The organism is Camelimonas abortus (assembly GCF_042432745.1).
GTDB classification, from domain to species: Bacteria; Pseudomonadota; Alphaproteobacteria; order Rhizobiales; family Beijerinckiaceae; genus Camelimonas; species Camelimonas abortus.
The window spans coordinates 14,925-37,606 of the sequence record NZ_JBHLWR010000004.1 but is presented as its reverse complement, the minus strand read 5'-3'; the positions used below and the strand labels follow the sequence as shown (position 1 = coordinate 37,606).

The window sequence follows — 22,682 nt, the reverse complement described above, 5'->3', positions numbered from 1 at the left end:
GCCCCGCGCGGACGGCGGCGTTGAGAGGACGACACATGGCGTTGATGGCGGGAAAACGCGGCCTCATCATGGGCGTCGCCAATAACCATTCCATCGCCTGGGGCATCGCCCAGGCGCTTGCGGCGGAAGGGGCCGAACTGGCCTTCACCTATCAGGGCGAATCGCTGCGCAAGCGCGTCGCGCCGCTGGCGGAGTCGCTGGGCTCGAAGATCATCCTGCCCTGCGACGTGGAGGACATCGACAGCGTGGACGCCGTGTTCGCCACCCTGCAGGAGCAGTGGGGCGCGCTCGACTTCCTCGTGCACGCCATCGCCTTCTCCGACAAGAACGAGCTCAAGGGCCGCTACGCCGACACCACCCGCGCCAATTTCTCGCGCACCATGGTGATCTCCTGCTTCTCCTTCACCGAGGTGGCCAGGAGGGCGGCGGCGATGATGCCCAACGGCGGCGCCATGCTCACCCTGAGCTTCATGGCCGACCGCGTCATGCCCAATTACAACGTCATGGGCGTGGCCAAGGCGGCGCTCGAGCAGAGCGTGCGCTATCTCGCCGCCGACTTCGGCCCCGACCAGGTGCGCGTCAACGCCATTTCCGCCGGCCCGGTGCGCACGCTCGCCGGCTCGGGCGTCAATGACGCCCGCCTGATGTACAATTACCAGAAGGCCCACGCGCCGCTGCGCCGCACCGTGACCATCGAGGAGATCGGCAAGTCGGCGCTCTACCTGCTGTCGGACTGGTCGTCGGGCGTCACCGGCGAAATCCATTACGTGGACAGCGGCTACAACATCATCGCCATGCCGCGCACCTCCGAGCTGAAAGCCCAGGAGGACGCCCAGGCCAAGGCGAGCCGCAGCTGACCGCGGACGGCCGCCGCGGTGCGCCGCGGTCCGGCCGGTTCCGCGCCCGTCGCCACGCGAGCCGGGGTTGGCCGCCGCCGTCGCGTCCGGGCGGATCACGGGCGGCGGAGTCCGGCGCCTAAAAATGCAGCAGTAACGGCAAGGGCCGCTCCAGCGCCGTCTGGAGCGGCTTTTCATTGTTTTCCGGCCGGTCTGGCCGGCCGGCGGCGCCGCGCGGATGGGCAGTTCATGTGTCTTGGCGCACACAGCACAAAAAATGGCGGCAGAGCCGCCATGATATGTGTTGCGCGTTTTTGCGCCGCGCCCTATCAGAGAGATGCAGCGATGAGCTGCATGCCCTCTGTGGGCGTTTCCTCCCTAGACTTTGGGGCTGCGCTTCGCTGTGCAGCCCTTTTTTCTTTCTGGGGGAACGTAGCGCGGGATTGGCGCCACGCGCAACCAAATTTTTTACAAAATATGCGGAATGATGAGCCGTTCGTGATCGGCGGCCGCCTGTCTCCGCGCGGGTTTCGTGTCCTGGCGCGGGGCGCGCGCGCGTCCTGCGCCGGCGGCCTTGCGGCAACTATTTGTTATATCATCTTTCTTCCGGGCGGTCGCGGGCGGGCCGGTGCGGACGGTCCGGAAACCGTCATGACCGGCATGCGTCAATCCGCCGCATCTTGCGAGGGGCGTCAGCCGGCCGGGCAGGGAGGGGCCGTGCGCCCGCGGCATGGGCGTTGCGCCCGGGGGCGCCTGCGGGCATATGAACGGCGCGCCGGCGGGGCCGGCGGTCAGGACAGGAGCGCCGCGCCGTGCTGGTGAAAATCTGCGGAGTGAAAGACAGCGCCATTGTGGACGCCGCCGTCGACGCCGGGGCGTCGCTGCTCGGCTTCGTGCATTTTCCGCGCAGCCCGCGCCATGTGGAGCTGGAGGAGGCGGCGGGGCTGGCGGCGCACGCCCGGGCCAGGGCGGCGGGTCGCGACGGCGCCAGGCCCCAGGTGGTCGTGCTCACGGTCGATCCGGACGATGACCTGCTCGCCCGCATCATGACGACGGTGCGGCCGGAGTGGATCCAGCTGCACGGCGGCGAAACGCCCGCGCGCGTGGCGCGCATCGCGGAGAATCACGACGTCGGCCTGATCAAGGCCATCGGCGTCTCCGGCCCTGGCGACATCGCCCGCGCGCTGGACTATGACGGCGCCGATCTCATGCTGCTGGACGCGCGCCCGCCGAAGGACGCGACGCGGCCCGGCGGCAACGGACTGGCCTTTGACTGGGATCTGGCGCGCGGCCGGCGTCTGCCGCCGTTCCTGCTTTCGGGCGGACTCACGCCGGAGAACGTCGGCGAGGCGCTGGCGCGGCTGGCCGGGCAGGACGCGCTGGCTGGCGTTGACGTCTCGTCGGGAGTAGAGAGTGCTCCAGGCGTCAAGAGTCCGGCGCTGGTCGAGGCGTTTGTGCGCGCGGCGCGCCGCGCGTGAGCTTTGAAGGAATCCGTTGCGTGAGCGCTCATCCGAATTCCCCGTCGCCTGGCGACGCGGCCCAGCGGCCCAATTCCTACCGGAACGGCCCGGACGCCCGCGGCCGCTTCGGCATCCACGGCGGCCAGTTCGTCGCCGAAACGCTGATGCCCCTGGTGCACGAGCTTGAGGCGGCGTGGGCGTCGGCCAAGGCGGATCCTCAGTTCCACGCCGAGATGCAGCAGTATCTGGCCACCTATGTCGGCCGGCCGAGCCCGCTGTATTACGCCGAGCGCCTCACGGAATACCTGCGCGAGAAGGCCCGCGGCGAAGGCCGCGACGGCGGCGCCAGGATCTATCTGAAGCGCGAGGAGCTGAACCACACCGGCTCCCACAAGGTGAACAACGTGCTGGGCCAGATCCTGCTGGCGCGGCGCATGGGCAAGAAGCGCATCATCGCCGAGACCGGCGCTGGCCAGCACGGCGTGGCCACCGCCACCATGTGCGCCCGCTTCGGCCTTGAGTGCGTGGTCTACATGGGCGCGGTGGACGTGGAGCGCCAGGCGCCGAACGTGTTCCGCATGCGCATGCTGGGCGCCACCGTGGTGCCGGTGCAGTCCGGCTCGCGCACGCTCAAGGACGCCATGAACGACGCCATGCGCGACTGGGTGACGAATGTGGACACCACGTTCTACTGCATCGGCACCGTCGCCGGCATGCACCCCTATCCGGCCATGGTGCGCGACTTCCAGTCGGTGATCGGCCGCGAGGTGCGCGAGCAGATCCTGGCGGCGGAGGGCCGCCTGCCGGACAGCCTCGTGGCGTGCATCGGCGGCGGCTCCAACGCCATGGGCCTGTTCCACCCGTTCCTCGATGATCCGGGCGTGGCCATCTATGGCGTCGAGGCCGGCGGGCGCGGCGTCGGGACCGGCCTGCACGCGGCTTCCATCGCCGGCGGCCGCCCGGGCGTGCTGCACGGCAACCGCACCTATCTGCTGATGGACGACGACGGCCAGATCCGCGAGGCGCATTCCATCTCCGCGGGCCTCGACTATCCGGGCATCGGCCCGGAGCACGCCTGGCTGCATGACGTCGGCCGCGTCACCTATCTCAGCGCCACCGACGACGAGGCGCTGGCGGCCTTCCAGCTGCTCACCCGCCTTGAGGGCATCATCCCGGCGCTGGAGCCGGCGCACGCCATCGCCAGGGTCATCGACATGGCGCCGAAGCTGCCGCGCGACCACATCATGGTGGTCAACCTCTCCGGCCGCGGCGACAAGGACGTTCCCCAGGTGGCGGAAATGCTGGGTCCCAATCTTGATGGCGCAGGCGGAGCACGGGCATGAGCATGGCTGAGGCGAAACAGGCCGGGCAGACCGGCGTCGCGACCGGCGTGGCGCGCATCGACGCGCGCTTCGCCGCCTGCCGGGCCGAAGGGCGCGCCGCCCTGGTGACCTTCCTCACCGCCGGCTATCCGGATTACGAAACCTCGGCGGAGATCTTCGAGGCGCTGCCCGGCGCCGGCGTCGACGTGATCGAGGTCGGCATGCCGTTCACCGACCCGATGGCGGACGGCCCGGTGATCCAGGAGGCCGGCCTGCATGCGCTGCAGCGCGGCCAGACCACCCGCCGCACCCTGGAGCTGGTGCGCCGCTTCCGCCAGAAGGACCAGGCCACGCCCGTCATCCTGATGGGCTATTACAATCCCATCTACGTCTATGGCGTCGACCGCTTCCTCGCCGACGCGAAGGAGGCGGGCGTCGACGGGCTGATCGTGGTGGACCTGCCGCCGGAGGAGGACGACGAGCTGTGCCTGCCGGCGCTGCGGGCCGGGCTCGCCTTCATCCGTCTGGCCACGCCGACCACCGATGACCGGCGCCTGCCGGCGGTTCTCGCCAACACAGCCGGCTTCGTGTACTACGTCTCGATCACCGGCATCACCGGCACGGCGACGCCGGATTTCGGCCAGGTGGCGGCGTCCATCGCCCGCATCAAGCGGCACACCTCGCTGCCGGTGGCGGTGGGCTTCGGCGTCAAGAACGCTGGCCACGCCGCCGCCGTGGCCGCCGCGGGCGCCGACGGCGTGGTGGTGGGCTCGGCGCTGATCGAGCGCATCCGCGCCACCCTGGACGCGAAGGGCGAGGCCGGCCCCGCCGCGCGCGAGGCCGCGCTGGCGCTGGCGCGCGAGCTGGCGGAAGGCGTGCGCCGCCGCGCCTGAAGCGGCGCGGGACTCCGCTCCGGCGCGTTTCGCGCGTCTCCGCCATGAAATGGCGCGATTGTCAGCCTTACTGGTCCCGGCGGGCGGGCCGCTCCCGCCAGCGGGCGCAACGGGCGCTTCCGGAATGTCTGGCGGCGCGACGCAAAAGGTCACGGGTTAATGAACTGGATTTCTGACGTCGTCCGGCCAAGGATCAAGACGCTGTTCAAACGGGAAGTCCCGGAGAACCTCTGGATCAAATGCCCGGAGACCGGGCAGATGGTCTTCCACAAGGAGGTGGAGGCCAACCAGTTCGTCATCCCCGGCTCCGACTTCCACATGCGCATGCCGGCGCTGGCCCGCATGAAGGCGATGTTCGACAATGAAACCTGGGAGGAGATTCCCTTCCCCGAGGTTCCGCTGGACCCGCTCAGGTTCCGGGACGAGAAGCGGTATGTGGACCGCCTGCGCGACGCGAAGGCCAAAACCGGCGCCGTGGACGCGGTGCGCGTCGGCTTCGGCCCGGTTGAGGGGCTCGACACCGTCATCGCCGTCCAGGACTTCGAATTCATGGGCGGCTCCCTCGGCATGGCCGCCGGCGAGGCGGTGATTACCGCCCTTGAAACCGCCATCGCCCGGCGCGCGCCCTGCGTGCTGTTCGCCGCCTCCGGCGGCGCGCGCATGCAGGAGGGCATGTTCTCGCTGATGCAGATGCCGCGCACCACGGTGGCGGTGCGCCACATGCGCGAGGCGCGCCTGCCTTACATCGTCGTGCTCACCAACCCGACCACCGGCGGCGTCACCGCCTCCTACGCCATGCTGGGCGACGTGCACATCGCCGAGCCGGGGGCGCTGATCGGCTTCGCCGGCCCGCGCGTCATCGAGCAGACCATCCGCGAGAAGCTGCCGCCCGGCTTCCAGCGCGCCGAATATCTGAAGGAGCACGGCATGGTCGACATGGTGGTGCACCGCCATGACATGAAGGCCACCGTCGCGCGGCTGTGCCGCCTGCTGACCAGGCGGCCCGCGACCGGCGGCGCCGAGATCGCGGCCCGCGCCGACGTTCCTGACGCCGCCGTCGCCGGTTGACGCCATGGACGCCCGCGACGGCCTGCCCGCGGCCGGCGAATCGTCCGGAGCGCTGATCGCGCGCTTCCTCGGCCTGCATCCCAGGGCGATCGACCTGTCGCTGGACCGCATCCTGCGGCTGCTGGAGCGCCTTGGCGCGCCGCACACGCGCCTGCCGCCGGTCATCCATGTGGCCGGCACCAACGGCAAGGGCTCCACCATCGCCTTCATGCGGGCCATGCTGGAGGCGGCGGGGCTGGCGGTGCACGTCTACACCTCGCCGCATCTGGTGCGCTTTCACGAGCGCATCCGCCTCGGCCGGCGCGGCGCGCCGGGGCGGTTCGTGGACGAGGCGACGCTGGTTGAGGCGCTGCGCGCCTGTGAGGAGGCCAACGCCGGCGATCCCGTCACCGTCTTCGAGATCACCACCGCCGCCGCGTTCAGGCTGTTCGCCGACCATCCGGCCGACGCGCTGCTGCTGGAGGTGGGGCTGGGCGGACGCTTCGACGCCACCAACGTCATCGACCGGCCGGCCGCCGCCGTGGTGACGCCGGTGTCGCTCGATCACGCCGATTTCCTTGGCGCTGACGTGCGGGCCATCGCCCGCGAGAAGGCCGGGGTGTTCCGCCGTGGCCGCCCGGCGGTGATCGCCAGCCAGTCGCATGAAACCAGCCGCGAGCTGGAGGAGGCGGCGCTGCGCGTGGGCGCGCGGCCGGTCGTCGGCGGCCAGGATTTCCACGCCCGCGAGGAAAACGGCCGGCTGATCTATGAGGACGCCCACGGCCTGCTTGACCTGCCGCTGCCGCGGCTCGTGGGGCGCCACCAGCACGTGAACGCCGGCGCGGCCATCGCCGCCCTGCGCGCCGCGGCCCTGCCCGGGCTGGACGAAACGGCCATCGAACGCGGCCTGCCGCAGGCCGCGTGGCCTGCGCGCATGCAGCGCCTGCGCGCCGGCCGGCTGCTGGCGCTGGCGCCGCCGGGCGCGGAGCTGTGGCTGGACGGCGGCCACAATCCCGACGGCGCCCGCGCCGTCGCCGCTGCCCTGGCCGATCTGGAGGAGCGCAGCCCGGCGCCGCTGGCGCTGGTCGTCGGCATGCTGGCCACCAAGGACAGCGCCGGCTTTCTCGCGCCCTTCGCGGGGCTGACCCGCGACGTCATCGCCGTGACCATTCCCGGCCAGGAGGCGGCGCGGCCGGCGGCGGAGGTGGCGCAGCTGGCGCTGGCTGCGGGCATGCGGGCGGAAACGGCCGCCAGCATCGAGGCGGCGCTGACGGCGGTGAGCCGTCGCGCCTGGCCGCGGCCGCCGCGCATTCTCATCGCCGGCTCGCTGTATCTGGCCGGCGCCGTGCTCGCCGCCAACGGCACGCCGCCGGAATAGGCGCGCCGCCGCCCGCACGAAAAAGCCGCCGGGGAGGCCGGCGGCTTTTGTATTCATGATGACAGACGGGCGACCGCGGTTCAGATGACGGTCTGGATCCAGCGCGACAGCTCGCCCTTGGGAGCGGCGCCGACCTTCTGCGCCGCCAGCCTGCCGTCCTTGAACACCATCAGCGTCGGAATCGAGCGGATGCCGAGCTGCGAGGCGACGCCCGGATTCTCGTCGATGTTGACCTTGACCACGCGCGCGCGGCCGGCCAGCTCGTCGGAAATCTCCTCCAGCGCCGGCGCGATCATGCGGCACGGGCCGCACCACTCCGCCCAGAAATCGACGACGACGGGAACGTCCGCCTTCAGGACGTCGGCCTCGAAGCTTGCGTCAGTTACTTTTGCGGTCGCCATGACATGCCTTTCCGCGAGTCCTGCTGCGACTCGCAATGTCCATTCTGCTGGAAGCTAGGAACGCCCTCCCCCCGGGTCAAGGTTCGCCGGGGCCCGGCCCGCCGCCGGCGCCCAGCGCCGCCAGGGCGGCGTCCAGCTCCTGCTGCGTGAGCGCGATGATGCGCGGCCCTTCGGCGAAGGCCAGCAGCGGCCGCACCGGGCGGTCCGGCCACATCTGGCGCAGCAGCGCGGCGTAAAGCGCCAGCTGCGTCACATGGGCCGGCGGCGCCGGGGCGTCCGGGGCGAGGGCGGAGAGCTTGAAATCCGCCAGCCACACCGCTTCGTCCGTCACCGCCAGCCGGTCGATCTGGCCGGAGACCTGGCGCGGGCCCCTGCCGGGGATCTCCACGGTTCCCGCCACCGGAACCTCGGCGGCGGCGCCGGGGCCGAACAGCGGCGCCAGCTCCGGGGCCGCCGCAAGGGCGAGCGCGCCCCCGGTCAGCCGCTCGCGCAGGGCTTCGTCGGGAACGGCGGGATCGTCCGGCGCCAGGGCGGCGATCCGGCGGGCCACATAGGCGCGGGCGAGACGCGCGCGCTCCGCCGCCGGCGCCGCCGGCAGATGCTCCAGCAGCGTGTGCATCAGCGCGCCGGCGAAGCGCGCCGCCTCGCGCCGCGCCGCCGTCTCGCCCGTCTCCCGGGCGCCTGCGGCCGCGGCGGGGGCGGCGTCCGGAAGCGCCCGGGACGGATTGAGCGGGGCGAGCGGCGCCGTCTCCCGCGCCACGGTGCGGAACAGCCACTCCGGCGCTTCGGCCATGGGGCGCGCCGTTTCTGCCGGCGCTTCCGCCGGCTGCGGCCGCCCGGCGGCGAGAACGCGCATGCGGCGCCTGGTGGCGTAGTCCACATCGATCCGGGTTTCGCCGGCGGCGGCGAAGGCGGCGTCGATCATGCCGTACCAGCAGCGCGGCGGAATCTCCTTCTGGCTCCTGCCGAGGTAGGGGGCGATCACCAGCCGCTCGCGGGCGCGGGTGAGCGCCACATAGAGCAGGCGGTTGTGCTCCTCACGCTCGCGCTCCTCCGCCTCCCGGGCCAGGGCGACCAGCGCCTGCGGCCGCGCCTTCGCCGCCGGCAGCCACACCGGCGCCCCGATGACGCGGCCGCCGAGCCGCACCGGCATCGGCAGCACCGGCGGCGGGCGGAAGACGAAACGGCAGGCGTCGGCGAGAATCACCAGATCCGCCTCCAGCCCCTTGGCGCCGTGCACGGTCATCACCCGGATCTCGCCGCGCGCCGCGTCCATGTCGCGCTTCACCTCGTGGGAGGCGTCGCCGAAACGGTTGAGGAAGCCGGCCAGCGACGGCGTCGCCTGGCGGTCGTGGCTGAGGGCGAGGGCCAGAAATTCATCGATGGCGTCGCCGGCCTCGGCGCCGAGCCGCGCCACCAGCGCCCTGCGCCCGCCCATGGCCCCGAGCAGGGCGGCGTAGAAGCCGAAGGCGCCATGGCGCGCCGCCAGGTCCTGCAGGGCGCGCAGCATGTCATGGCCGCGACGCGCCGCCTGCGCGCCGGGCGCCTCCGCCGCGCCTTCGGCCAGGGCCGCCAGCGCCGCGTGCAGCGGGCGCTCGCCGCGGCCGGCGGCGATGGCCATGAGGTCGTCGTCGTCGAGCCCGACGAGCGGCGACTTGAGGAACGCCGCCAGCGTCAGGTCGTCCTCCGGCAGCAGGGCGGCGCGGCCGGCGGCGATCAGGTCCTGCACCGCGATATGGTCGCCCAGCGTCAGGCGGTCGGCGCCGGCCACGCGCAGGCCCTCCGCCTTGAGCGCGCGGATGATGGCGTCGAACAGCGCGCCGCGCTTGCGCACCAGCACCAGCACCTCGCCGGGGGAAATGCGGCGGCCGTATTCGTCGCCCTCGCGGGTGAGGCGCGCCACTTCCGCGGCGATGCGCCGGGCCAGCGCCACGGCGGGGGAGGCGGGATCGGGCGTGTCCACCGGCGCGTTCCACGCCAGCGGCTCGGCCTCCTCGTCCGCCGCCTCCGGCTCCCATACGTCGACCCGCCCCATATGGCCGATGCGGCTGCTCTCGTGCACCGTGCCGGCGCGGGCGTCGTCGTCAAAGGAGAGGCCGGCGAAATTCTCCGGCACGCCGAACACCAGGTCCACCGCCCGCAGGATCGCCGGGGCGGAGCGGAACGACACGTTGAGCGGCACGCTTTCGAAGCGCGCGCCCGCCGCGGCCAGGGCGTTGCGGTAATGGTGCTCGCTCTCGGCGAAGGCGCGCGGCTCCGCGCCCTGGAAGCCGTAAATGGACTGCTTGGGGTCGCCCACCGCGAAGATGGTGCGGCGCAGCCGGCCGCCCTGGGCCGGATCCTCGCCGGCGCTGAACTCGCCGGTGATGGCGCGCAGGATGTCCCACTGGGCCGGATTGGTGTCCTGGGCCTCGTCCACCAGCACGTGGTCGATGCCGGCGTCGAGCTTGTGCAGGATCCAGCTCGCCGCCTCCGAGCGCAGCAGCAGCGTCCGGGTCTTGCCGATCAGGTCGTCGAAATCGAGCGCGCCGCGGGCGTTCTTGATGATCTCGACCCGCTCGCCGATGGCTTCGGCGAGGGTGAGCAGCGCGTCGGTGAGCTCCAGCGTCCGCGCCGCCTTGCGCCGGTCGTCGAGCGCCGCCAGCCGGTCGCGCTCGTCGCGCAGCGCCTGGGCGACCTCAGGTGCGATCTTCGCCGTCGGAAAGCCCCTGTCGCCCCTGGGCGCGCCGTCCGTCCTGAAGAACACGCCGAGATAGCAGGCCAGCCGCTCCGCCTCATCCTCCGCGGCCAGCGCCTGTCGCAGGTTTCCGGCCAGCTTCTGGTCGCTGGCGGAGCCCCTGTCGAGGACGGCGATCAGGTCAGGCCACTCCGACGGGTGGAAGCCGTCATACAGCATGCTGCGCGTGAGGCTCTCCCGGGTGTCGCCCGGTTGCAGGCCGAGCGCCGCCGCCAGCGCCGCCATGGCCGCGTCATGGCCGCCGTGCGCGCGCGTTTCCTCGCGGAACGCCTTCACATGGCGCATGGCGGCGCGCAGGGCGGCGTCGAAGGCGTCGCCGGCGGCGGCGAGGCTCACGACGGCCAGCGCCGCCTCCAGCTCCGGATCCTCGCCGCGGGCCGCCGCGGTCAGCACGTGGCGGCGCGCCTGGGCGTAGATCTCCTCGCTCGCCGCCTCGTCCAGCACCTCGAAGCGCGCCGGCACGTTCGCCTCGAACGGCGCGAGGTGCAGCACGCGTTCGCAGAAGGCGTGAATGGTCTCGATCTTGAGCCCGCCCGGCGTCTCCACCGCCCGGGCGAACAGCCGGCGGGCGGCGTCCATGCGCGCGCGCGTGGGCCGGCGCCCGTCCAGTTTCTGCAGCTCGGCGGCGAGGGCGCCGTCGTCCAGCCCCACCCAGCTGGCGAGGCGGTCGAACACCTTCACCGCCATGTGGGCGGCGGCGGCCTTCGTGTAGGTGAGGCACAGGATGCGCCCGGGCGCCGCCCCCTCCAGCAGCAGGCGCAGCACCCGGTCCACCAGCACCTTGGTCTTGCCGGAGCCGGCGTTGGCCGAAACGAAGGCGGAGAGGCCCGGATCGGCGGCGAGCCGCTGCGCCAGCGTGGCGCGGCTCACCGGATCCGGGGCGGGGGAGAGGGACGCGGCCTCGCTCATGCCTCATCCTCCCCGGCGCCGGCGCGGGCCCACTCGCGCACCCGCGCCAGATGGTCATAGTCGTTGTAGCGCCGGGCGTATTTGGCGTACGGCCGCGCCGGGAAAGCGGCGCCGCCGGCGCGGTAATGGCTGATGAGCTTCACGAACCCGTCCGCATGGGCCTGGATGACCTCGTCGAGGCTGCGCGCATCGTCCCGGCCCGGCTTCACCTCCCGCTCGTCCATGGCGGGATCGCCGCCGGTCATGTGCACGTAGCCGAGGCTGACCGGGACATGCGGCGGGACGGGCCCGCCCATGGCCGCGGCGAAGGCGCCCTGGCGCAGCATGTGCGCCTCCAGCGTCAGCTGCGGGGCGAAGCCGGCCATGATCTCCCGCGCCGAGGGCGGCTGTCCGGTCTTGAAGTCGAGGATGCGGGCCGCGCCGTCGCGGGCCAGCTCGATCCGGTCGGCCCTGGCGCGCAGGGTGAAGACGTCGCCGCCGGCCAGCGGAATCTCCAGCCGGCCGCCGGTCTCGGCGAACACCCGCTGCAGCTGCGGCCGCCGCCGCCGCTCCCATTCGGCGAAGGCCGCGGCGATGCGGCGGAAGCGCGGCCACCACTGGGCCCGCACGTCCGGCCAGGCGGCGAGGCGGGCGAACGCCTCCTCCCCCAGGGCCGTGACCAGCGCCAGCGGGTCGTCCGGCAGCGCCTCCGGCCACTCCTGGGCGAAACGGCCGACCGCTTCATGGATGATGGAGCCGCGGTCGGCGGCGTCCGGCGGGGCGGCCAGCGGCTCGAGCGCGTCGAGGCCGAGCACGTGCTTCGCGTAGATGGCGTAGGGGTCGCGCACCAGCGTCTCCACCTCGGTCACCGAGAGCGTGCGCGGCACGAACGCCAGCGGCGGAACCGGGGCCGGCCGGCGCGCCGGCGTCACTTCCGGCGGCGTCTCCAGCTGCTGGGCGAGGTCGAGATAGCGCTGGCCGCGCGCCAGCGCCGCCGCCCAGGCCGCGTCCGGCGTCGCGTCGGCCGCGCCGGCGCCGGCTCGCCCCTCGGGCGTGGTCGCCAGCGCCCTGATGCGCTGCAGGAAGCGCGAGGGCACCGTGGGCGCGCCGCCGCGCTTGGCGGCGCGGGTGATCACCACGTCGCGCGCCCCCATGGCGGAAACGAAGTCGTGGGCCGTCTGGCCGATGCGCCGCTCCGGCGGCTGCAGGCCCAGCGCCGCCGCCATGGGACGGTTGAGGAAGGCGTCGGTGCGCGCCGCCGGCGGCCACACCGCTTCGTCGAGGCCGCCGAGCACCACCCGGTCTGATTCGATCAGGCGCGCCTCCAGCAGGCCGAAAATGCGCACCCGCCGGTGGGCGCCGCGGCCGCGGCCGTCGCCTTCGCTGCGCACCATGCGGCTGGCGGCGAGGCCGGCGAACAGCGCCGGATAGTCCTCGAACTGCCCTGGCAGCGGGCAGTCCCGGATGCGCGCCAGGTCGTCGAACAGTTGCAGCAGCGCCGCGCCGTCGGCGCTGGCGGCCAGCACGGCGTCCGCGCCGGCGCCGTCGCCTTCCGGCGGGGCGGCGAGGCGGCGCACGGTCTCGCGGTGCGCCACGGCCATGGCCACCAGATCGCCGCCCTGCGCGGCGCCGGCCAGCGGCTGCAGCGCCGCCTCGAGCCGGTCCAGCATCAGCGCCACGCGCTCCCAGTCGCGGTCCGCCATGCGTTTCAGCGGCCGCACCGCGTGGGGCTGGCGCGCCGCCTCCCGCCGCGCGTCGAGAATGCGGCGCAGGCCGTCCACGCCCGGCGGCGGCTCTGGTCCGCGCAGCAGTCCGATCTCCAGCGCCGCGGCGACGCGCCGGGTGGCGGCGCGCGGCCAGCCCAGGGTCACCAGCGGATGGGCGAGCAGGGCGACGAGCTGGCGCGGGCCGCAGTTGCTGGCGGCGGCCTCGGCGGCGAGCCGCGCCAGCCGCCCGGCGCTCGTGCGCCCCAGCGGGCAGCCGGCCGAATCGTCCGCCTCCACCCCCCAGCGCTTCAGTTCGGCGCACACCCGCTCGGCGAGGTCGCGGTCCGGGGTGATGAGGGCGACGGTGGCGTCCGGCTGCGCCAGCGTCTCGCGAATGGCGATGGCGGCGGCCAGGGCCTCCTCGCGCTCGTCGGCGGCCTCCACCAGGGCGACGCCGGAGAGGGCGGCCGCCACCGTCGCCGCGTCCGGCCGCCGGGCGGGGTCAGCCCACAGTTCGGTGGTGCTGGCCGGGCGCAGCGCCTCGGTGAGCAGCCGGTTGCGGGCGCGCGCCTGCGGCGGCGGCGACCCGAGCGGAATCACCTCGTCGCGGCTGACGCCGATGACGCGCAGCAGCCGCGCCATCATCGCCTGCGGATGGGTGAAGGTGGTCTCCACGTCGGGCGTCGCGCCCGGCGGCGCCTCGCCGGCGATGAGGCGGAAGCTGTCCTCGTCGAGATCAAGGTCCAGCCCGGGCAACACCGCCACGCCCTTCGGCAGCCGGCTGATGGCGGCGATGAGCCGGGCGGTGGCCGGCGCCGAGCCGGTGGAGCCGGCGACGATCATCGGCCCCGGCGGCGGCTGGCGCGCCAGCCGCTCCGCCTCCGCCAGCAGCATGGCGTGGCGGCGCATCACCGGGTCGGAGGCGCCGCGCTCGCGCAGGATGGCGGGCCACGCCTCGCGCACGATGCGCAGGAACTCCAGGGTGATGGCGAACCAGGCGCTGTGCCGCGCCGCCACCACGCCGGCCAGCTCGTCCCAGTCCACGCCCTGGGTGGCGAGCTGGTCCATCAGTTTCTCCAGATCTCCCGCCAGCGCCAGCGCGTCGGCCGGCGAGGCCGGGGCGAGCAGCGGCTCGTCCTGGGAGAGGCGCAGCAGGGCGCGGTCCACCTGGCGCGCCCACGCCAGCACGAGGCGGGTGAGAATCAGCCGCCGCTCCAGCGGCGGAATGGGCGGAGCCAGCGGGTCCGGCTCCAGGCCGGCGTCGGCCTGGCGCTCGCCTGGCGCCGGTTCGTCGGCGGCCTCCGCGTCGAAATCATCGTCCACGTCGCCCAGCGGCACGATGCGGGGCAGCAGCAGCGCGCCGCCGCCTGAGCGGCGCAGCAGGATGTCCTGCAGGGCGCGGGCGGCGCGGCGGGTGGGCAGGAAGATCGTCGCCGTGGCGAGGCCCAGCCGCTCATGGCGGGGGGAAAAGCCGGGAATGAGGCTGCCGTCCAGCAGGCAGTCGGCCAGGGTGGAGAGAAACGGCGCGCCGGGCGGGATGGTGCAGACGCGCGGCCGCGCCGTGCGGGCGAAGAGATCGCCAGAACCGGACTGGATCACCTGTGTCCTCGCCAATGCGCTCCCCCGCCGCGCCGGTTCATGGCGGCGCGCCGGCCCCTCGGGCCGGAATCGTCTCCGTACGCGCGGCCATCATGCGCCAGGGCCGTGGCGGGCGGCAACCGGCTCTCCGCGGCGCCCCGGCGGCGTTGTCAGCGGTGGCTGCGGGCGATGACGTCCTCGGCCACGCGCAGCGCCCCGGGCGTGCCCACATGCAGCCAGTGGCCGTCGAGCCGCAGGCCGAACAGGCGCCCGCGCCCGATGGCCGCGTCGAAGATGCGGTTCAGCGAGAACGGCCCTTCCGGCGCGCCGGCGAACAGCTCCGGGCGCAGGATGGCGACGCCGGCGTAGACGAAGGGCGTCACCTCCCGCTCCATGCGGCGGCGCAGGCGGCCCTCCCGGTCCATGGCGAAGTCGCCCGGGCCGTCATAGCCGGTGCTGGAGGCGGTGGCGGCCAGCAGCAGCAGCGCGTCCATGCGCTCCGGATCCCAGAACCGGGCCATGCGGCGCAGGTTGGACGCCGGCCCCTCGATCCACATGCTGTCGGAATTGCCGACGAAGAACGGCGCCCCGCCCAGCAGGGGCAGCGCCTTCTTCACGCCGCCGCCGGTCTCCAGCAGCCGGCCGCGCTCGTCGGAAATCACGGTGCGCGGCGCGCCGCGGCGACGCTCCAGATGGGTCTCCACCAGGTCGGCGAGATAGTGCACGTTCACCACGGCCTCGGTGACGCCGGCCTCGGCCAGCCGGTCCAGCAGGCGGTCGATGAGCGCCACGCCGCCGACGCTGACCAGCGGTTTCGGCGTGGTGGTGGTGATGGGCCGCATGCGCTTGCCGAGACCGGCGGCGAGCACCATGGCGCGGGTGATGGGGGCGGGGGCGGAAGGAGACGCTGTGGTCATGGCGGTTGCCTGGGGTTGACGCGCGGCGCGGGCGCGGGGCGCGCCGGCCGCCGCGCCCGGGCGAAGGGCGGGTCGCGGAACGGTCGCCGGAAGGCGCCTGCGGCGCGCCGGCCTATTCGTCTTCCAGAACGTGGATCAGATAGGTCTCGTACCACTTGCGCACCGGCGCAAGGGCCGGATGGGCGAGATTGCGCTGCAGGTAGCGGCGCACCCGCGGCAGGTGGGCGAGATACTGCGGCTTGCCGTCGCGCCGGTCGAGCCGCATGAAAATGCCGAGGATCTTGGTGGCGCGCTGGGCTCCGAGCACCGCATAGGCTGCGGCGAAACTCGCCATGTCGAACTCGGGGTCGCCGGCGCGCGCGCTGGCGTAGGCGCGCAGCAGCTGCAGCTCCAGCGCCGGCGGCACGGTGACGCGCGCGTCCTGCAGCAGCGACACCACGTCATAGGCCGGGTGGCCGAGCACCGCGTCCTGGAAGTCGATCACCCCCACGCGCTGCAGGCCTTCGCGCTCCGGCAGCCAGAGCAGGTTGGGCGAGTGGTAGTCGCGCAGCGTCCAGGTCTGCGGCCCGGCCACCACCGGCCGCAGCACCTCGCTCCAGGCGCTGGCGAACTGCGAGCGGGCCAGCGCCGGCAGGGCCCGCACCGTGGCCGGCACGTACCAGTCCAGCAGCAGGTCAACCTCGATCTGCAGCGCCTCCATGTCATAGGGCGGGATGACGTGATCGACGCCGTCGCTCACCGGCAGCGTGTGCGGCAGCTGCACCGAGTGCAGCCGCGCGAGCAGGCGCACCGCCTCCTCATAGCGCGCCGGAATGGGGCCGTTCTCATCGGCCACGCCCTCCGAGCCCAGATCCTCCACCAGCAGCACGCCGGCGTCGAGGTCGCGTCCGAGAATGGCCGGGGCGCTGACCGACAGCGAGCGCAGCCCGTTGGCCATGGCCACGAAGGCGTGCACCGACTCGGCGAGGTGGGCGATGGCGCTGTAGGGCCTGCCGCGGCGGATCGGCGGCCCGTCCGGCTGGCGCGGCGACACCATCAGGATGGCGGTCTGGCCGTTGGGGCGGACCAGCCGCTCATAGGAGCGGCTGGAGGCGTCGCCCTGCAGGAAGGCGCGGCGCGCCGTGTCCCAGCCCGCCTTGCGGAACACGGTGCGGATGGCGCGGGTCATGGCGAGGCGTCCGGCCCAGGCGCCGTGGCCGGTGAGCGCCGCCACGCGCCGGTTCACGTCGCCTTCCGGGTCCAGCAGCAGCTCCACGTCCAGCCGGTCGGCCGGCAGCAGCTCGCCGGCGCGGTCCGGCCACTCCACCAGCACCAGGGCGCTGCGGACCAGCTCCTCCCAGCCCAGCTCGATCAGGTCGTCCGGACCGCCGAGGCGGTACAGGTCGGCGTGGACCACATTGCCGAAGGGCGTGTCGTATTCCTGCACCAGGGTGAAGGTGGGGCTGGGGGCCTCCAGCCCGGGGTCGTCGGCCAGGATGCGCAGCAGCGCCCGCGCCAGGGTCGACTTGCCGGCGCCGAGATCGCCGGACAGGGTGATGAAGTCGCCCTTCTTGAGCGTTTCGGCGAGGATCTGCGCCAGATGCGTCGTCGCCGCCTCGTCAGGCAGGTCGATCTCCCAGGTCACCGGATAGGGCGCGGGCTGGCCGCCGTGCCGCGGCGCCTGGCCGCGCGGCAGGGCGCTGGCGCCGGGGGCGCGGCTGGCGTGACGGACGGTCTCCTGCTGGGGGGGGACGGCGACGTCGGGGCGGATCTGGCTGGTCGACACGGACAATCAGGCTTCCCTGGCTGGCTCCGCGCGGGCGCGACGGAGCGCGGCCGCGAACCGCGGCCGATGCTGGCGACCCGGCGAGAGTAACGTCGCGAAGGTTTCCACTTTCTTCCCGGCCGCGTTCCCGGCCGTCGTCCGCGCGCCGCGGGGCCGCCGGGCCCTGTTTAGACCAACCCGCGGAAAGGTCGAGCAAAAAACGTCCTCCGGCAGGATCAGGCGGCCGGGGCGGGCGTCGCCGGGAAGAAGCAGCTGACGCGCGTGCCCACCCCCTCGCGCGAGGCGATCTCCACCCGGCCGCCGTGCAGCTCCACGAAGGCGCGCACCATTGACAGGCCGAGGCCGACCCCGCGCCGGTGCTGGCCGGCGCCATGGCTCTCGAAACGGTCGAACACCCGGTCGATGAGGCTGGCGGGAATGCCGCGGCCCTCGTCGATGACGTCGAAGCGCACGTAGTCGCCGTCCTCGCTCACCTTCAGCCAGACGTTGCTGCCGCGGTCGGAGAAGCGGATGGCGTTGGAGAGCAGGTTGAACAGCACCTGGCGCAGGCGCTTCACGTCCGCCTCGAACGGGCGGATGTCCGGCGGCGCCTCCACGTGCAGCGTGATGGCGGCCTCGGCGAGGCGGTCCTCCACCCCGCGCGTCGCCGCGGCGATGGTGGCGCTGAGGTCGATGGGCTCGCGCACGAGCTCCAGCTCGCCGTTGTCGATGGAGGCGAGGTCGAGAATGTCGTCGATGATGGCGTTGAGCGCCGTGGACGACTGCATGATGTGGTCGGCGTATTCGCGCTGGCGCTCGTTGAGCGGTCCGCCCATGCCGCTGGCCAGCATCTCCACGAAGCCGATGATGTTGGTGAGCGGCGAGCGCAGCTCGTAGGAGACGTGGTGCACGAAGTCGTCGCGCAGCTGCGAGGCCTTGAGCAGCGCCTCGTTGCGCTCGGTGAGCGCGCGCTCGATGCGCACCGAGTCAGTGACGTCTGTGAAGGTGAGCAGCATGGAGCCGTCCGGCAGCGGGGCCATGTTGCAGTCGATGACGCGGCCGCCGTCGCCGGACGCCGGCAGGTTCTCCATGCGGCAGGCGCCGCCGCGGCGGTCATCATGCATGCCGACGATGGCGCCGCGCAGCATGGCCCAGCTCCCGTCGTCCGGGGGAATGCGGCTGGCGCGGGCCATGACCTCGTCGACATGCGGTCCGGCGGCAACCACCTCGGCCGGCACGCCCCACAGGCTGGCGAAGGCCGGGTTGCTGAGGCGCAGCCGCCCGTCCTGGCCGAACACCGCCACGCCCTCGCGCAGGGTGTCCAGGGTCTCGCCCTGCACGCGCAGCATGCTGTTGTAGCGGGTTTCCAGCAGGTAGCGCTCTGTGACGTCGTCGTAGAGATAGGTGACGCCGCCCTGGGGGTTGGGGTTGACCACGACGCGGATGGTGCGCCCGTCCGGCAGGTGCCAGGCGTGGCTCTGCGGCTCCACCGCGGTGTAGCCGGAGAGCACGTTGGCCTTCCACTGGCGGAAGTCCGCCTCCTCCGGCAGGCGCCGCCAGTTGCGCAGCCGCTCGAGGATGTCGTCGTCGGTGGGGGCGGTGTCGAGCCAGTCCTGGTCCAGCTTCCACAGCAGGCGGTAGGCCGGATTGTGGAAGATCAGCCGCCGCGAGCCGTCGAAAATGGCCACGGCGGTGGGCAGCTGGTCGAGGGTGCGGGCGTGCGCCTCCATCTGGCGGGTGAAGTCGTCGCGCAGCCGCGCCAGTTCGGAGACGTCGGTGGCGATGCCGGCGCTGCCGGAGGCGCCGGGCGTCTCCACCACCTCCATGATGCGCCGGTCGCCGGCGATCACCGCCGGCAGCCGCGCCTGCCAGGGCGCGCCCATGGCCCGCTGGCGGCGCGATTCCGCCAGCGCGGCTTGGTCCAGCAGCTCCAGCCCCTGGCGCACCACGGTCTCCATGTCCGGCGCCTCAACCGCGCGCACATAGGCGGCGTTGGTCCAGACGATGCGGTCGTTGCGGTCGCGCACCCACACGGGCTGGGGGATCTCGTCCAGCATGTCGCGCACCGCCTCCAGCTCGCCGCCGGTGGCGGCCAGCTGGTCCTCGAGCCGGGCGCGGCCCTCGCGCTCGCCGCTGACATCGCGCAGCCGCAGCGTCGGCGCGCCGGCGACGATGCGCCCCTCGGCGGCGATGTAACGCCCGTCCAGCGCCTGCAGCGTCAGCGACAGCGGCGCGCCCGCCGCCCGCAGCCCCTCCACCGCCCGCTCCAGCGCGCGGGCGTCTGCGGGGCGCAGCCACGCGCCGAAGGCCAGCAGCCGCTCCTGCGCGACGTTCTGCGGGAGAAAGCCGCCGCCGGCCTCAACCCGCGGCGCGCCGTCCGGTTCCGGCCAGCTGACCAGCGCCTGCGGCTCGCTGGCCAGGAACACCTCGGCCTGGTCGGCGGCGAGCCGGGCGCGGCGCAGCTCGCGCTCCAGGTCCGCGAGCCGTCCGCGCCAGCGCCGGCGCATGGCGTGATGCATGGCGGCGAGCAGGGCCAGCGACAGGCCGAGGCCGCCGGCCAGCACGGCGAGGCCGGTGCGCGCCGGGTCGGCGATCGCCGGCAGCGCCGTTCCGGCCGCGGCCTGCGCGGCCGCCAGCGGCGCCATGCCGGCGGCCAGCGCCACGGCCATGCCGGCGACGCCGCGCGCCGGCGCGCCGCGGCGCGCGCCGGCGGGGGCCGGCGCGGCGGTCGTCGTGTGGCTGGAGTGGCGCGGGCCGGTCATGTGTCGTCCGTCTCCATCGCCGCCGGCGCGCGGCGTCTCCCGCGCCGCGACGCCCTGGCCGCCGTCATCGCCGCGACGCCCGCGCGGCGGCGCGTCCGCGGCGGCGCATGGGCCGAATCAGCGGCGAGTGTACCTGCGGCGCGCCCCGACAAAAAATCCGGCGGAAGGGATTCCGCCGGAACATGCCGCAACGTCGGGCGGGGGCCGCCGCCCCCGCCGTCAACCGTCAGTAACGGTAATGGTCGGGCTTGTAGGGGCCCGCGACGCTGACGCCGATGTAGGCCGCCTGCTCCGGGGTGAGCTGCGTCAGCTTCACGCCGAGCTTGTCCAGATGCAGGCGGGCCACCTTCTCGTCGAGGTGCTTGGGCAGGGTGTACACCTTCTTCTCATAGGCGCCGGCGCGCGTGAACAGCTCGATCTGCGCCAGCGTCTGGTTGGTGAAGGAGGCGGACATCACGAAGGAGGGGTGGCCGGTGGCGTTGCCCAGGTTCACGAGGCGGCCCTCCGACAGCAGGATGATGCGCTTGCCGTCCGGGAACTCGATTTCGTCCACCTGCGGCTTGATGTTCCGCCACCTGAAGTTGCGCAGGCCGGCCACCTGGATCTCGTTGTCGAAGTGGCCGATGTTGCAGACGATGGCCCGGTCCTTCATCCGCCGCATGTGGTCGACGGTGATGATGTCGCGGTTGCCGGTGGCGGTGACGTAGATGTCGGCGCGCGGCAGCGCCTCCTCGATCGTGGTCACCTCATAGCCTTCCATGGCGGCCTGCAGGGCGCAGATCGGGTCGATCTCGGAGACGATGACGCGCGCGCCGGCCTGGCGCAGCGAGGCGGCCGAGCCCTTGCCCACGTCGCCGAAGCCGGCCACGAACGCCACCTTGCCGGAGAGCATCACGTCCGTGCCGCGGCGGATGCCGTCCACCAGCGATTCGCGGCAGCCGTAGAGGTTGTCGAACTTCGACTTGGTGACGCTGTCGTTGACGTTGATGGCGGGGAACAGCAGCTTCCCCTCCTTCTCCATCTGGTAGAGGCGGTGCACGCCGGTGGTGGTCTCCTCCGAGACGCCGCGGACGTTGCGGGCGATCTCGCCGAACCAGCCCTTCGGCTTCTCCTGCAGCGTGCGCCGGATCAGCGCGAACAGGATCGCCTCCTCCTCCGAGCCCGCCTGGTCAAGGAAGGCGACGTCGCCGCTCTCGGCGCGCACGCCGAGGTGCACGAACAGCGTGGCGTCGCCGCCGTCGTCGAGGATCATGTTCGGCACGCCGCCGTCCGGCCACTCGAACAGCTTGCGGGTGTACTCCCAGTATTCGGCGAGGGTCTCGCCCTTCACCGCGAACACGGAGGTGCCGGCGGCGGCGATGGCGGCGGCGGCGTGGTCCTGGGTGGAGTAGATGTTGCACGAGGCCCAGCGCACTTCCGCGCCCAGCGCCTTCAGGGTCTCGATCAGCACCGCCGTCTGGATGGTCATGTGCAGCGAGCCGGCGATGCGCGCGCCTTTCAGCGGCTGCTGCGGGCCGTACTCGGCGCGGGTGGCCATCAGGCCGGGCATTTCGCTCTCGGCGATTTCGATTTCCTTGCGGCCCCAGTCGGCCAGGGAGATGTCCTTGACGATGTAGTCGTGCGTGGTCCGGGACATGGATATCCTGCTTGCAGAAGTGAGGCGGGGTCCGCTCGCCCTGAAATGGCCGGGGCGAAGCCGCGTAAACCTCGCGCGTGGTGGCGCGTTCCGGCCCCGCGCGCGAAGGCGGCGGGGCGGCGCGGCGCGCCGGCGTCGTCCGCTGCTTAGCATTCCGGTCGCGCCGGCGCAATAAACATATAAAGAATTCTTTATGTCCGTATTCCGCGGGCGGCGGGCGCGCGCCGCAGGCGCGTCAATGCCGGCCGGTCATGGCGGCAATGTCCTGGCGGCTGCTGACCGGAACGGCGATTTCAGCCAGTGTTGCGCAGGACCGCGCCCCGGATGCTGCGCGACGCGCCGGGCGCAGACGGCGACAGGGAGGAGAAGTCCGTGAGCAAGGCAGAGCTGGAACTCGTTGCGGAAGGCCTGGAGTTTCCCGAAGGTCCGGTGGCGATGTCCGACGGGTCGGTGATCCTGGTGGAGATCCGCCGCAAGACGCTGACCCGGGTGAAGCCCGACGGCCGGGTTGAGGTGATCGCCGAGCTGGGCGGCGGCCCCAACGGCGCGGCCATCGGCCCGGACGGCGCCGTCTACGTCACCAACAACGGCGGTTTCAACTGGGTGACGCGGCCGGACGGCACGCTGGCCCCGCACGGCGTTCCGGCCGACTATCCGGGCGGCAGCATCCAGCGCGTGGACCTGAAGACAGGCAAGGTGACCACCCTCTACACCGAGGGCGGCGGCCGGGCGCTGCGCGGCCCCAACGACCTGGTGTTCGACGCCGCGGGCGGCTTCTGGTTCACCGACCTCGGCAAGGCCGACGACGAGCGCATGGACATCGGCCATCTCTATTACGCGAAGCCGGACGGCTCGATGATCGTGAAGGCGCGCAGCGGCCTGATGACGCCCAACGGCGTCGGCCTCTCGCCGGACGGCCGGACGGTGTGGGTGGCCGAGACCCGCACCTCGCGGGTGTGGGGCTTCAGCATCACCGGCCCCGGGCAGATCGGCGGCTCCACCGACCGTTTCGCCGCCCAGCACCGGGTGCTGGGGCCGCTGCCGGGCTACCAGTTGCTGGACAGCCTGGCGGTGGAGGCGGACGGGCGCGTGTGCGTGGCCACCATCGCCAACGGCGGGATCACAGTGTTCAACCCGCAGGACGGCAGTTTCGGGCATGTGGCCGTGCCGGACGCCATCACCACCAATATCTGCTTCGGCGGCCCTGACATGCGCGACGCCTGGATCACCGCCTCATCCACCGGCAGGCTTTACAGGCGCCGCTGGCCGCGGCCGGGCCTGAAGCTCCATTTCAACGCCTGACAGCCGGGGCCGCCGCGCGCCCCGTCTCCGGCGGGGCGGGAGCGCGGCGGCGCGTTTCAGGGCCGCCGGCGGCCT

At 72.9% G+C, this 22,682-nt stretch carries 14 protein-coding genes; 7 read left to right on the top strand and 7 right to left on the bottom strand.

Features of this window, described 5'->3' with window-relative positions:
• Window positions 1-35 precede the first annotated feature (35 nt).
• The 6 genes from fabI (at window position 36) to ACFFJB_RS00470 (ending at window position 6,936) form a co-directional block, all read left to right on the top strand.
• Window positions 36-857 (top strand): enoyl-ACP reductase FabI, encoded by an 822-nt coding sequence (gene fabI, locus ACFFJB_RS00495; protein ID WP_376828633.1) that lies wholly within the window; start codon window positions 36-38, stop codon window positions 855-857.
• Window positions 858-1,648: 791 nt separating this feature from the next.
• Window positions 1,649-2,314 (top strand): phosphoribosylanthranilate isomerase, encoded by a 666-nt coding sequence (locus ACFFJB_RS00490; RefSeq protein WP_376828631.1) that lies wholly within the window; start codon window positions 1,649-1,651, stop codon window positions 2,312-2,314.
• A gap of 20 nt (window positions 2,315-2,334) precedes the next feature.
• The gene (gene trpB, locus ACFFJB_RS00485) at window positions 2,335-3,639 is read left to right on the top strand and encodes a tryptophan synthase subunit beta (protein WP_376828629.1); all 1,305 of its coding nucleotides are present in this window, start codon (window positions 2,335-2,337) and stop codon (window positions 3,637-3,639) included.
• Between the two features lie 2 nt (window positions 3,640-3,641).
• On the top strand, window positions 3,642-4,511 hold the full coding sequence (gene trpA, locus ACFFJB_RS00480; protein WP_376829102.1) for a tryptophan synthase subunit alpha: 870 nt from the start codon (window positions 3,642-3,644) through the stop codon (window positions 4,509-4,511).
• A gap of 159 nt (window positions 4,512-4,670) precedes the next feature.
• Window positions 4,671-5,579, top strand: coding sequence for an acetyl-CoA carboxylase, carboxyltransferase subunit beta (accD, locus tag ACFFJB_RS00475; RefSeq protein WP_376828627.1), 909 nt, complete (start codon window positions 4,671-4,673; stop codon window positions 5,577-5,579).
• Window positions 5,580-5,583: 4 nt separating this feature from the next.
• Window positions 5,584-6,936, top strand: a complete 1,353-nt coding sequence (locus tag ACFFJB_RS00470) for a bifunctional folylpolyglutamate synthase/dihydrofolate synthase (protein ID WP_376828625.1) — start codon at window positions 5,584-5,586, stop codon at window positions 6,934-6,936.
• 80 nt (window positions 6,937-7,016) lie between these two features.
• Here ACFFJB_RS00470 and trxA read toward each other — a convergent pair whose 3' ends face one another.
• From trxA to ahcY, 7 genes are all read right to left on the bottom strand, one after another.
• Window positions 7,017-7,337, bottom strand: a complete 321-nt coding sequence (gene trxA, locus ACFFJB_RS00465) for a thioredoxin (protein ID WP_376828623.1) — start codon at window positions 7,335-7,337, stop codon at window positions 7,017-7,019.
• 76 nt (window positions 7,338-7,413) lie between these two features.
• Window positions 7,414-10,983, bottom strand: a complete 3,570-nt coding sequence (gene addA / locus ACFFJB_RS00460; protein ID WP_376828621.1) for a double-strand break repair helicase AddA — start codon at window positions 10,981-10,983, stop codon at window positions 7,414-7,416.
• Window positions 10,980-14,282, bottom strand: a complete 3,303-nt coding sequence (addB, locus tag ACFFJB_RS00455) for a double-strand break repair protein AddB (RefSeq protein WP_376828619.1) — start codon at window positions 14,280-14,282, stop codon at window positions 10,980-10,982. Before addB ends, addA begins: the two co-directional genes overlap by 4 nt.
• 134 nt (window positions 14,283-14,416) lie before the next feature.
• Entirely contained in the window at window positions 14,417-15,163 is a 747-nt protein-coding gene (locus tag ACFFJB_RS00450; protein ID WP_376828617.1) for a nucleotidyltransferase family protein, read from the bottom strand.
• Window positions 15,164-15,275: 112 nt separating this feature from the next.
• Entirely contained in the window at window positions 15,276-16,928 is a 1,653-nt protein-coding gene (tsaE, locus tag ACFFJB_RS00445; protein ID WP_376829100.1) for a tRNA (adenosine(37)-N6)-threonylcarbamoyltransferase complex ATPase subunit type 1 TsaE, read from the bottom strand.
• Window positions 16,929-17,143: 215 nt separating this feature from the next.
• Window positions 17,144-19,669 carry a sensor histidine kinase gene (locus ACFFJB_RS00440; protein WP_376828615.1) on the bottom strand — a complete coding sequence of 842 codons (2,526 nt, stop codon included), beginning with the start codon at window positions 19,667-19,669 and terminating at the stop codon, window positions 17,144-17,146.
• 226 nt (window positions 19,670-19,895) lie between these two features.
• On the bottom strand, window positions 19,896-21,305 hold the full coding sequence (gene ahcY, locus ACFFJB_RS00435; protein ID WP_376828613.1) for an adenosylhomocysteinase: 1,410 nt from the start codon (window positions 21,303-21,305) through the stop codon (window positions 19,896-19,898).
• A 324-nt stretch (window positions 21,306-21,629) separates the two neighbouring features.
• Between ahcY and ACFFJB_RS00430 the strand changes: the two genes are divergently transcribed.
• Complete coding sequence (locus tag ACFFJB_RS00430) at window positions 21,630-22,607, top strand: SMP-30/gluconolactonase/LRE family protein (protein ID WP_376828611.1); 978 nt, start codon at window positions 21,630-21,632, stop codon at window positions 22,605-22,607.
• Window positions 22,608-22,682 lie beyond the last annotated feature (75 nt).

Bases quoted from the DNA above. Each gene is read 5' to 3' on its own strand.
- trpA (WP_376829102.1), top strand. From the start codon at position 3,642: ATGGCTGAGGCGAAACAGGCCGGGCAGACCGGCGTCGCGACCGGCGTG.
- accD (WP_376828627.1), top strand. From the start codon at position 4,671: ATGAACTGGATTTCTGACGTCGTCCGGCCAAGGATCAAGACGCTGTTC.
- addA (WP_376828621.1), bottom strand. From the start codon at position 10,983: ATGAGCGAGGCCGCGTCCCTCTCCCCCGCCCCGGATCCGGTGAGCCGC.
- ACFFJB_RS00430 (WP_376828611.1), top strand. From the start codon at position 21,630: ATGCTGCGCGACGCGCCGGGCGCAGACGGCGACAGGGAGGAGAAGTCC.
- ahcY (WP_376828613.1), bottom strand. From the start codon at position 21,305: ATGTCCCGGACCACGCACGACTACATCGTCAAGGACATCTCCCTGGCC.
- ACFFJB_RS00450 (WP_376828617.1), bottom strand. From the start codon at position 15,163: ATGACCACAGCGTCTCCTTCCGCCCCCGCCCCCATCACCCGCGCCATG.
- ACFFJB_RS00470 (WP_376828625.1), top strand. From the start codon at position 5,584: ATGGACGCCCGCGACGGCCTGCCCGCGGCCGGCGAATCGTCCGGAGCG.
- trxA (WP_376828623.1), bottom strand. From the start codon at position 7,337: ATGGCGACCGCAAAAGTAACTGACGCAAGCTTCGAGGCCGACGTCCTG.
- fabI (WP_376828633.1), top strand. From the start codon at position 36: ATGGCGTTGATGGCGGGAAAACGCGGCCTCATCATGGGCGTCGCCAAT.
- ACFFJB_RS00440 (WP_376828615.1), bottom strand. From the start codon at position 19,669: ATGACCGGCCCGCGCCACTCCAGCCACACGACGACCGCCGCGCCGGCC.